Here is a 12,319-nt window from a genome sequence, read left to right on the forward strand (position 1 = left end):
AATTTACACATTTATATTAAAAAGTCCTGTTTTATTAACAGGACTTTTTTATTTTTGAAATACAATTAACTTTATTTCAGTTAGGTATGAAAAAAATTCTACATTTTACTTTAATTTTCATTTTTGCATTTTTAGGTAATGCTCAAAATATTTGGCAAAAAAAGATGTCTGATAGAAATGAAAATTTCTTTACAATTGAAAACGATTTTGAAAACTATAAAAATTCAAAACTTTTAAATTCTAAAACAATACCTAAGGGTTTAGGTATCAAACAATTTGAAAGATGGCGTTACTATTGGCAAGGCAGAGTTGATGTAAATGGTAATTTCCCACCTGAAGGACATGTTTTAAACGAAATGGAAAATTACATAAATTCACATTCCAATTTTAGATATGCTTCTGGAACAGGTAACTGGGAACAATTAGGACCAATACCTCTTCCTACTAATGGTACTGGACAACCAAATGGAAATGGTAGATTAAATTGTATTGCATTTCATCCAACTGATTCTAATGTAATTTATGTAGGAGCTCCGTCTGGAGGTCTTTGGAAATCTAATAATAATGGATTGACTTGGACAGAATATTCAAATGGACTAACAAGGTTAGGTGTTTCTAGTATTGTAATTAATCCCTCAAATCCTGATATCATCTATATTGGTACTGGAGATAGAGATGCTGGAGATGCACCTGGTTATGGTGTCTGGAGAAGTGTTGATGGAGGATTGACTTGGTCTCCGCAGAATTCAGGTATGGGTAATAGAACGGTATATGAAATATTGATGAATCCATCTGACCCAAATATTTTGATTGCTTCAACAAGTGGGAGTAGAATATATCGAAGTACAGATGGAGGTTTAAATTGGGCATTTACTGCAACAAGTTCATCAATGAAAGATATAGCATTTAAACCAGGAGATCCTAATACAATATACGCATCTGGTACTAGTTTTGATGTCTCTACAAATGGGGGCTTAACTTTTACACAAGTAACAACAGGGGTGCCTACTGGTTCTCAGCGAATTGCAATAGCAGTAACACCAAATCAGCCTAGTTATGTGTATATGATTGCTGGAAACGGTTCTGGTTTAATGGGTATTTATCGTTCTACAAATAGTGGACTAAGTTTTACAACAAGAACTTCAACTCCAAATGTTTTAGGATATGATGTTACTGGAGGTGCAGGAAGTCAAGCTTGGTATGATTTAGTAATTGCTGCTGATCCAACAAATGCTAATGTTATTTATACAGGAGGTGTAAATATTTGGAAATCAGTCGATGGAGGAACTACTATGACTTGTGTCGCACACTGGGTAGGAAGTGGAGGTGTTGCTCCTGTTCATGCTGATCAACATGCCTTAGAATTTTCTCCTCATACAAATGAAATTTTTAGTGGTAATGATGGTGGAATTCATGTTTCTTCTAATGAAGGCTCAACTTGGGATGAGTTAAGTAGCGGTTTAGCAATTGCTCAAACTTATAAAATAGGAGTTTCGCAAACAGTCACTGACTTGGTTATAAATGGTCATCAAGACAATGGAACAACTATTAGTAGGGGTTCTGAGTTTATAACTGAGATTGGAGGTGATGGAATGGAATGTATTATTGATCCAACCGATGAAAATTATATGTATGGTGCATTATATTACGGTGATATAAGAAGATCTACAAACGGCGGAACAACTTTTGCTGCTATTGCTGGAGGAATTACAGAAAATGGCCCGTGGGTTACACCCTATAAATTAGACCCTAATAATGCAAATACAATGTTCGCTGGATTTGCTAACATTTGGAAAAATACAGCAGTAAGAACGGGATCAACTTGGACTTCAATTTCAAGTTTTGGAGGCACTAGTACTATTGTAGATTTAGCCATTGCACCATCAAATAGTAATGTAATGTATGTGTCTAGAAATGGAACAAATAAATTTTATAGTACTACAAATGCTTTAGCGGCTTCTCCAACATGGACAAATTTAAATGCTAATTTACCAGTTGCATCTACTCCAAAGGATATTGAAATAGACCCAACGGATCCAACACATTTATTTATTGCACTAGGGAATGATATTTATGAATCGACAAATAGTGGAGTGAGTTGGACAAATATTGCAGGAACACTTCCTAATATTTCTTTAAATACTATTGTTATAGATAAAGATAGTTCTATTGATGCGATGTATGTTGGTATGGACGTTGGCGTTTACTATAGAGATAACACTATGTCTGATTGGTCACTTTATAGTACAGGTCTTCCTAATGTTGAAATAACAGAATTAGAAATTCATTATAATAATTTAGAATGTAGAAGTACTATTTATGCAAGTACATACGGTCAAGGTTTATGGAAAGGAGATTTAAAAGATCCAGGAAACCTAGCGCCAAATGCATGTTTTTATGCAAATACAACAAGCGGTTGTGTTGGTAATACATTCACTTTGTATGACAATTCTGATTTTTCACCTACGTCTTGGTCTTGGTCAATTACACCAGCAACATTTGTTTATGTAAATAGTACAAATTCAACTTCTCAAAACCCTCAAGTTCAATTTACTTCACCTGGAAGTTATACTATAGCATTAACAGCTACGAATAGTTTTGGAAATGATATTAAAACAAACCCTTCTTACATTCAAGTAAGTGGAGGAAGTATAGCAACTGCGTTTAATGATAATTTAGAATCATATGCTTTATGTGGTACAGGTTCTGATTGTGGGACGACAGTTTGTGGGTTAGGAGGTTTATGGTCAAACTTAACAAATGGTTCAGAAGACAATATTGATTGGAGGGTAGACGAAAATGGAACACCTTCTGCTAATACAGGACCTTCGTTAGATTACAATCCAGGAGTTTCTGGCGGAAATTATTTATACTTGGAAACTTCAGCTTGTAATGGACAAATAGCTATTTTAGAAAGCCAATGTATATTGTTAGACCAACAATATGATTTTGAGTTTGCTTATCATATGTTTGGAGCAGCAATGGGAAGCCTACATGTAGATGTTTTTGTAAACGGTATATGGAATGAAGATTTTATCCCAGCAATATCTGGAGACCAAGGAAACCAGTGGTTTGTTTCTTCAACTTCACTTTATGCATATCAAGGCGAAACAATTAAAATACGAATTAGAGGGATAACAGGAACAAGTTTCACTTCTGATATTGCAATAGATGACTTGAAATTTGTACCAAAATGTTCAACTACAACGACATGGAATGGTTCTTCTTGGTCAAATGGGGTAGCTTCGGCAACTAAAGGGGCAATTTTTACTGGTAATTATAATTCAGCTTCTAATTTAGAAGCATGTTCAGTTACCATAACCAATAACGCTCAAGTAACATTCAATTCAGGACATACTTTAATTGTAGATGGAGATATTACTATTGATAATGGATCTTTATTAACCATTGAAAACAATGCTGCATTACGTCAAATAAATGATGCGGGTATTAATACTGGAAATATAATAGTAAAAAGAGATGCTTCAGTGATGAATAGATTGGATTATACAGCTTGGTCATCGCCAGTTTCGGGTCAACAATTGCAAGCATTTTCTCCTAATACTGTAGCTACACGTTTTTATGAGTATTTATATACTGGTACAACTACACCTACAGCTTATCAGTCAGTAGACCCAACTACTAATTTTGTTAGTGGAAAAGGTTATATGATTCGTGCCGATAACACTTATACAGGTCCAACTGTATTTAATGGCCAATTTAGTGGTGTTCCTTATAATGGAATTATAAATCAAAATATTGGTACAGGGATAAATGTCTTAGGAAATCCTTATGCTTCTCCAATTGATGCAAATACATTTTTAGAGGATAATACTAGTATTGGAACCTTATATTTTTGGACGAACACAACTCCTGCTAGTGGTGGTTCTTATCCGCAAAACAACTTTGCTTCTTATACAGCAGGAGCAGGTGGTGTTGCGGCTTTTGCAAGCGCAAAGGTTCCTAATGGAACAATTCAAACAGGCCAAGGGTTTTATATTCAAACAAATGCAACAACAGTTGCCGAGTTTAATAACACGCAAAGAAGAAATGCATCAGTAAGTACACAATTCTTTAAAAATGCTAATACAACTTTAGAAAAAGACAGATTGTGGTTGAATTTAAGCAAAGACAATACACCATATAATCAAATCCTAATTGCTTATGTAGATAATGCTACTGTTGGATTTGATCACGGAATTGATGGAAAAATGTTAGATCAATCAAAAACTACATTATACAACATAGTTGAAGATAGTGAACATGTAATCCAAGGAAGACCACTACCATTTACTGATGATGATACCGTTCCTCTAGGATTAAAAGCTGTTACAGCAGGAACTTATAGTATTTCGATCGATAATCAAGAAGGTTTGTTTGATAATCAAGATATATTTATCAATGATAAGTTAATAAATATGATTCATGATTTAAAGGTAAGCCCTTATGTATTTACATCTCAAGATGGTGTTTTTAATGAGCGATTTGAAATAGTTTACAAGAATTCTTTATTAGCTAATGATGACTTTGTTGATGAAAATTCGGTTTTAGTTTTTGTTAATAATGAAGTTGTAACTATAAATTCACCTAAAGAATTTATCAAAGAAGTTTTAGTATTTGATTTATTAGGAAGAAAAATTTATCAAAGTAACAATGTAAATCAGAAAGAAATGCAAATTTCAGGTTTACATTCAAATAACCAAGCATTAATAGTCAAGATTAAACTTGTAAATGAACAAGAATTAACTAAAAAATTACTTTTTAGATAATATTTAAAAGTTAAAACTAAAAGTCCTGTAAATTGCAGGACTTTTTTATTTTAAAGCTTTAGCGTAAGCTTCCTTCAATTTTTGAATTGCAACTTCTAACTCTTCTTCGTTTAGTTGTCCATAACCAAATCGAATTGCGCAAACATTTTTATCTTGGTACAAGATCTTTTTTGGTAAATGTAAATCGAGTTTTAAAGCTTCTTCAGCAAGTTTTATTAAAGAGATTTTTTGAGTAAATTCTAACCAAATAGCAAGTCCACCATTCGGTTTTTTATAAGTGATAGTGTCTTTAAAATGTAGATTTAAAAGTTGGCATAAAAATTTCAAGCGTTTTTCGTAAATCAGAATATTCTTTTTAATCAATCGATGAATTTCGCCTTCATAAATTAATTCCGATAACATTTGTTCTTGAATTAAGTCTCCTTGTTTGTCTAGAATTTGTAAATAGTTTTTAGCTTCAAGAATTAAATTTTCTGGCGCTACTACGAAACCTGTTTGAAAACTTGGAAAAAGTGATTGTCCTAATTTTCCTAAATAAATAACTTGGCCGTTAATATCAGAACATGCTAAAGGAAGTTTAGCCGTTCCTTCAAATTGAAAGTCATAATCGAAATCGTCTTCAATAATTGCAAATTTGTATTGGTTAGCCAATTCTAACAATTGTAATCTTCTTTCAGGGCTTAAGGAATTTGTTGTTGGATAATGTCTGTTAGAACAAACATAAATACTTCGTATTTTTTCTTTTTTACAAAGGTTTTTAATTTGTTCTATGTTCAAGCCAAAATCATCTGTTTTAATGGTTTTAATTTTTGCCCCAACTTCCTGAAAAATCATGTTGGAGGCATAATTACTCAAATCACCCACCAAAACGAGATCATCTTTTTTTAATAATAATTGTGAAATAATATACAGACTCATTTCGGTACTACGTGTGTTCATAATATTGTTCGGATTTATTTTAAACCCACGAGTAGCGTTAAGATAATTGGCTAATTGTACTTCAAAGTTTGAATATGAAGTTGTTTTGTTCCATTTAGTAATTAAATTTTTCCTTTTCATGGAAGCACTATACCATTTTGAAAACTGATGTATAGGATGCAATCTTAAATCGGGTTGACCATCATTAATACTTAAACTTGCATTGTTGTGTTCATCTGTTGAAGCTAAGTGAAAAGAAGTTTGAAAGGTAAATCCAGTTGTTTTTGCATATTCATTATCTGTATTTTTACTTTCATGAATTGCTTTAATTGATGCAGTTTTAAGTTCTGGAATTAAAACATAAGTGCCTTTATTTGGAATAATTTCAACCCAACCTTGCGAGGCTAATTCTTCATAAACTGCGACTACAGTATTGCGATGAATATGTAAAGCCTGACTTAAAATTCGTGTTCCAGGTAATGCAGCTCCTTTTAATAAAATTCCGCGTTGAATTGCATTTATAATTTGTTGGGAAATCTGAATAAATACAGGATTCTCAGCTGTCTTTTCAAACTGAATGATTTTTTTTAAAACAGCAACAACCGGACTATCTATATTTTTCAAACTGGACTATTTTAGTAGTCCGGAAAGTTACGACTTTTGCACCGTTTTAAAGAAATAATTTTATACAAATGAGAAAAATTGGTGTTTTATTACCGCTTGTTTTCGCGGTTTTAAAAGGAAATGCACAGGAAGATATTCAAAAAATGGATACTTTGAAAGAAGTTGTAGTGACATCTTCTCGAATTGATTTACCATTTAAAGAAAATTCAAGAACCATTCAAATTGTTACTGCTGAAGATATAAAAAAATTAGGAGTGACAAATGTAGCCGACGCTTTACAACAAATTGCTGGAATTGATGTGCGTCGTCAAGGTGTTAACGGAATGCAATCGGATTTATACATAAGAGGTGGAAGTTTTGATCAAACCTTATTATTAATAGATGGGATTAAGGTAGATGATGCGCAAACGGGACATCATACCATGAATTTACAATTACCTATTGAAGTTATCAAAAGAATTGAAGTTATTAAAGGTCCAGCTGCTCGTATTTTTGGTCAAAATGCATATAGTGGAGCCATCAATATTGTTACTAAAGACGCACCAGATAATTCATTAGTTGCTAAGGTACAAGGAGGTTCTTTTCATCAATTTTTAGGCGAAGCAACTGGAACAATCAACATGGGGAAATCAAGCCATTTAGTTCATGTGGGCAAAAATTTCTCTGAAGGATATCGTCACAATACAGATTTTGATAATACGAATGTATTTGTAAAAAGTCAGTTTAATAAAGATAAGTTGCCAATCGATTTCATTGCTACACTTAGTGAAAGAAAATTTGGAGCAAATGGATTTTATGGAATTGCTTCGGCAACAGAACAATATGAAGAAACTCAGGCAAGTTTAATTGGTTTTTCGACTACTATCAAAAAAGGCAATTTTACTTGGAAACCAAAAGTGTATTGGAGAAGAAACCAAGATTTATATTTATATATTAGAAGCAATCCATCGGCTTACAGAAATATGCACATCACAAATAAAGTTGCTGCCGAATTAAACGGATCGTATCAATCAAAAATAGGAATTACAGGTTTTGGTGTAGAGTTTTCTAAATATTACATTGGTAGTAACCGATTAGGTGATAATCAAAGAGAAATTGCAAGTTTGTTTTTAGAACATCGTTTTCAGTTTTTCAACAATATTTTAGATGTTACACCAGGAGTTTCAGCATCATATTTTTCAGATTTCGATAACCAAGTTTTTCCAGGTTTAGATTTAGGTGTTAAAATTTCTGATAAATTTAGAGCTTACGGAAACATTGGAACGTCTTATAGAGTACCAACCTATACAAATTTATACTATACTTCGCCAACGACAATTAGTAATACCGATTTGAATACTGAAGAAGCTTTTTCGCAAGAGGTTGGATTAAAATATTTGAGTAAGAAGTTCAACATGTCGGTTGCAGTTTTTAATCGAGATGCAGACAACCTAATTGATTATGTTCGTGAAAATACTACTGATGCTTGGCAAGCACAAAATATTCAAAGTGTAAACACAAAAGGATACGAAACGCAAATGGATTATTTATTTTCATTAAATAATTTACAGCAAAAAATTCAGTTGGGTTACGCGTATTTAGATAATGATGTAAAAGAGAGTGATGCAAATTTTTCACAATATTCAATTAACTCAATGAAGCATCAGTTTACGAGTAGTTTACAATTTAATTTCTTTAAAGGGTTTAACACAACTTTTGCTTATCGCTATGTAGAACGTACTTCGGGAATTAGCTACAATGTTTATGATACCAATATTAGTTACAGAATAAAAGCAATTGAACTTTCTATGTATGCGAATAATATTTTTGATGAAGAATATGTAGAAGCAGGAATGATACCGATGCCAAAAGGAAATGTACTATTTGGGTTAAAATACTTTTTTTAGTAAGTTTTAAAAGTTTAAATTTGAAAAGAGATTGCAATTTTGTAATCTCTTTTTTTATTAATATAAATCAAGGAAATGAATATTATTAATTATCAAAAACCAATCTCATTAGTAAAAAGATTTTTTGGTTTTAGCTTTGCTTTTTTAGGAATCGTTATGTTAGTACTTACAGGAAGCTTAATGGCTTTAATATTTGTAGTTATTGGACTTGGACTTAACGTTGCTGAAGGTTCTGAAATTGATCTGTCTAGTAAGACTTATAGAACTATTCATTCATTGTTTGGAATTAAGATAGGTAAATGGAATCCAATACCGGATTTCGAATATGTTTCTGTTTTTAAAACAAAAGAAAGCCAAACGGTTAGAGTGGTTACTGCCGAAACTACTCAGTCGTATGATATCATTCATGTAAATTTATTTTACAATAAAAATAAGCATATCACTTTTTACAAAACAGATACTAAAAAAGATGCTTTTGAAGTAGCAAACCATTTTAAACTAGCACTTGGAGTTGATATCCTAGATGCTACGGAAAGAGAAAAGAAATGGTTATAAAACAAAAATCCCGAGCACTGCTCGGGATTTTTTTACTCTAGGTAATCAAAAAATAATAATCGTAATCTATATTAGTCTTCGATAACTACTACTTGAGCAGCTACTTTACCTTTTTTTCCGTCTTCTTCTTCGTAACTTACAGCTTCTCCTTGCTCTAATTTCTCAACTCTTAAACCTGTAACGTGTACGAAAATGTCTTTTCCAGTTTCATCATCAGTAATAAAACCGTAACCTTTTTCTTCATTGAAGAATTTAACTTTGCCTGTTCGCATTTTGTAATAAAAAAATATTAATAATGTTCAAAGATAGTCTTATTAATGATGTAACCAACTTTTAAAGCAAAAAAATTACTGATTTTCAGAATTTTCTGTTGATTTATTACCTTGATTTTTAAGAAATTCACCCATTTTACTCTTCTTATAGCGGCTTGCAATAAAAAGGGGCATAATTCCAAAAGCAATTAATAAAACACTAAAACCTATCCATTTATCACCAGATTTTGGAATTTGACTATTTAAATAAAAGCCATAACCGGCTAATATTAAAAAGATAATTAGTAATAGTTGTAATACGTATTTCATTTTTTTAAGAAATAAAAAGGGTTCTAAATGAACCCTTAAAATTATGCTTTTATATTTAATTGAATATGTAATTCTTCTAATTGTTTGTTGTCAATAACAGAAGGAGCGTCAATCATAACATCTCTACCGCTATTGTTTTTAGGGAAAGCAATAAAATCACGAATGGTTTCTTGTCCGCCTAAAATTGCAACTAATCTATCTAAACCAAAAGCTAAACCTCCGTGAGGTGGCGCACCATATTGGAAAGCATTCATTAAGAATCCAAATTGATTTTCTGCTTCTTCTTTTGTAAAGCCTAATAAGTCGAACATTTTAGCTTGTAATCCTTTATCGTGAATACGAATTGAACCTCCACCAATTTCATTTCCATTTAAAACCATATCATAAGCATTGGCTCTAATTGCTCCAGGTTTTGTATCTATTAAATGAATATCTTCCGGTTTTGGCGATGTAAATGGATGATGCATTGCATGATAACGTCCGCTTTCTTCATCCCATTCTAAAAGAGGGAAATCTACAACCCATAATGGCGCAAATTCGTCTGACTTACGTAAACCTAAACGATTTCCTAATTCCATACGTAATGCTGATAATTGCGTTCTCGTTTTATCTGCATTTCCAGATAATACTAAGATTAAATCACCTGGTTGTGCACCCGTAACTTCAGCCCATTTTTTCAAATCTTCTTGGTCGTAGAATTTATCTACTGAAGATTTTAAGCTTCCGTCTAATTCATATTTACAATAAACCATTCCGCTTGCACCAACTTGTGGACGTTTTACCCAGTCAATTAAAGCATCGATTTCTTTTCTGGTAAATGAAGCACATCCCGGAACGGCAATACCAACAACTAATTCAGCAGAATTGAAAACGCCAAAATCTTTATGTTGGGCAACTTCGTTTAATTCGCCAAACTTCATTCCAAAACGAATGTCTGGTTTGTCGTTTCCGTAAGTTTTCATTGCGTAGTCGTAAGTAATTCTTGGGAATTTTTCTACGTCTACACCTTTTATTTCTTTTAGTAAATGACGCGTTAAACCTTCAAACATATTTAAAATGTCTTCTTGTTCCACAAATGCCATTTCACAGTCAATTTGCGTAAATTCTGGTTGACGGTCAGCACGTAAATCTTCATCACGGAAACATTTCACAATTTGGAAATATTTATCCATTCCACCTACCATCAACAATTGTTTGAAAGTTTGTGGCGATTGTGGTAACGCATAAAACTGACCTTCATTCATTCTACTTGGTACGACGAAATCACGAGCACCTTCTGGAGTAGATTTAATTAAATAAGGCGTTTCAATATCGCAAAAACCTTGATCAGAAAGGTATTTACGAACTTCCATGCTTACTTTATGACGGAATAATAATTTTTCTTTTACTGGATTTCTACGAATATCTAAGTAGCGATATTTCATGCGTAAATCTTCACCACCATCCGTTTCATCTTCAATGGTAAAAGGAGGAAGCATTGCTTCGTTTAAGATTGTTAATTCAGAAACTAAAATTTCAATATCACCTGTAGGAATGTTTTTGTTTTTCGACTCACGTTCAATAACGGTTCCTTTTACTTGAATAACAAATTCGCGACCTAGCGTTTTTGCTTTTTCAAATACTTCTTTTGCAGTTCTTTGTTCGTCAAAAATTAATTGTGTAATACCATAACGATCTCTAAGATCAACCCAAATCATAAATCCTTTATCTCTTGATTTTTGGACCCAACCTGCTAAAGTAACTTCTTTATTAATATGTGAGGCTTTTAATTCACCACATGAATGACTTCTATACATCAGAATATTTTTTTGCAAAAATAACAACAAAAATCAAATTTTAACGTTTTATATCACTATAATCCTGAATTATTTTATTGTGGTTTTATTAAAAAAAGTATCTTTACCCAAACACTAAACTTATGAAAAAAATAACATTACTATTTGCTGCGCTAATTGCATTGTCGTTTACTTATTTTGATAATGATAAAGTAGTTTTTACAGCTAAAATTGAAAACAGAAACAGCGATTCTTTAACTATTAGATCTAGAGGGTTTTCTAAAATTATTGTTGCCGACAAAAACGGAAACTTTAAAGATGAGTTTTCTGTAACTGAAGGTTTTTATCAATTATTTGATGGTGCTGAGTATGCTCAGGTTTACTTAAAGAATGGTTATAGCTTAAGTATGACAATGGATGCCAAAGAGTTTGATGAAACTATTCAATTTTCTGGAAAGGGCTCTAACGAAAATAATTTTTTAGCTGATATGGCTAGAGACGATGAAAAATTTGATTATAGCACTTTATTACAAGCATCTGAAGAAGACTTTCCTGATCTTTTAGCTAAAAGAAAAGAATCAGTTCTAGCAAAACTTAATGGGAAAGATTTAGAAACTAGTTTTGTTGATTCTTATAAAATGCAGTTTGAACAAAGCATGACGGGATTACAAGCCTATTATAACGAATCTCTTAAAGTTAGAAAATTAAACGGTCAAAAGTCTCCTACATTTGATTATGAAAATCATAAAGGTGGAAAAACTAAATTAGAAGATTTTAGTGGTAAATATGTTTACGTTGATGTATGGGCTACATGGTGTGGACCATGTAGAGCGGAAATCCCTCATTTAAAGAAATTAGAAGAACATTATCATGGTAAGAAAAATATTGTTTTTGTAAGTATTTCAGTTGATAAAGCCAAAGACCATGAGAAATGGAAAAAGTTTGTAGATGAGAAAGAATTAGGTGGAGTTCAGCTTTTTGCTGATAATGATTGGAATTCTGATTTTGTAAAAGGATATCAAATAAATGGAATCCCAAGATTTATTATTATTGGACCAAAAGGTGAAATCGTTAATGCTGATGCACCAAGACCTTCGTCTGCTGATATTTATGAAACATTTGATAAATTACTAAAATAAATTAAGGTTATTATTCATTGAAACCGTTGGGTAATCCAACGGTTTTTTTATGTTAATTTTTTCAATGTTACC

The 12,319-nt window shown here is 32.1% G+C and carries 8 protein-coding genes; 4 read left to right on the top strand and 4 right to left on the bottom strand.

Annotated features, from left to right (window positions below; translation table 11 throughout):
• The first annotated feature begins 86 nt into the window (after window positions 1-86).
• Window positions 87-4,769, top strand: coding sequence for a T9SS sorting signal type C domain-containing protein (locus KK2020170_RS04330; protein WP_221259586.1), 4,683 nt, complete (start codon window positions 87-89; stop codon window positions 4,767-4,769).
• Between the two features lie 45 nt (window positions 4,770-4,814).
• On the opposite strand, the gene KK2020170_RS04335 is transcribed toward KK2020170_RS04330, so the two are convergent.
• A complete protein-coding gene (locus KK2020170_RS04335; RefSeq protein ID WP_221259986.1) occupies window positions 4,815-6,302 on the bottom strand; it encodes an aminotransferase-like domain-containing protein in 1,488 nt (495 codons plus the stop codon).
• Window positions 6,303-6,379: 77 nt separating this feature from the next.
• Here KK2020170_RS04335 and KK2020170_RS04340 point away from each other — a divergent pair, with 77 nt between their 5' ends.
• Window positions 6,380-8,197: a TonB-dependent receptor plug domain-containing protein gene (locus KK2020170_RS04340; protein WP_221259587.1), complete on the top strand. Its 1,818-nt coding sequence runs from the start codon at window positions 6,380-6,382 to the stop codon at window positions 8,195-8,197.
• 75 nt (window positions 8,198-8,272) lie between these two features.
• Complete coding sequence (locus KK2020170_RS04345; RefSeq protein ID WP_221259588.1) at window positions 8,273-8,752, top strand: hypothetical protein; 480 nt, start codon at window positions 8,273-8,275, stop codon at window positions 8,750-8,752.
• Between the two features lie 71 nt (window positions 8,753-8,823).
• Here the strand turns inward: KK2020170_RS04345 and KK2020170_RS04350 are convergent, their stop codons facing one another.
• The 3 genes from KK2020170_RS04350 to aspS all read right to left on the bottom strand — a co-directional run bounded on the left by KK2020170_RS04350 (window position 8,824) and on the right by aspS (window position 11,129).
• On the bottom strand, window positions 8,824-9,024 hold the full coding sequence (locus KK2020170_RS04350) for a cold-shock protein (protein ID WP_221259589.1): 201 nt from the start codon (window positions 9,022-9,024) through the stop codon (window positions 8,824-8,826).
• Between the two features lie 75 nt (window positions 9,025-9,099).
• Window positions 9,100-9,333 (bottom strand): hypothetical protein, encoded by a 234-nt coding sequence (locus KK2020170_RS04355; protein ID WP_221259590.1) that lies wholly within the window; start codon window positions 9,331-9,333, stop codon window positions 9,100-9,102.
• Between the two features lie 41 nt (window positions 9,334-9,374).
• On the bottom strand, window positions 9,375-11,129 hold the full coding sequence (aspS, locus tag KK2020170_RS04360; protein WP_221259591.1) for an aspartate--tRNA ligase: 1,755 nt from the start codon (window positions 11,127-11,129) through the stop codon (window positions 9,375-9,377).
• A gap of 122 nt (window positions 11,130-11,251) precedes the next feature.
• Between aspS and KK2020170_RS04365 the strand changes: the two genes are divergently transcribed.
• On the top strand, window positions 11,252-12,247 hold the full coding sequence (locus KK2020170_RS04365; protein WP_221259592.1) for a TlpA family protein disulfide reductase: 996 nt from the start codon (window positions 11,252-11,254) through the stop codon (window positions 12,245-12,247).
• The last annotated feature ends 72 nt before the right edge of the window (window positions 12,248-12,319 follow it).

The organism is Flavobacterium okayamense, from assembly GCF_019702945.1.
GTDB lineage: Bacteria > Bacteroidota > Bacteroidia > Flavobacteriales > Flavobacteriaceae > Flavobacterium > Flavobacterium okayamense.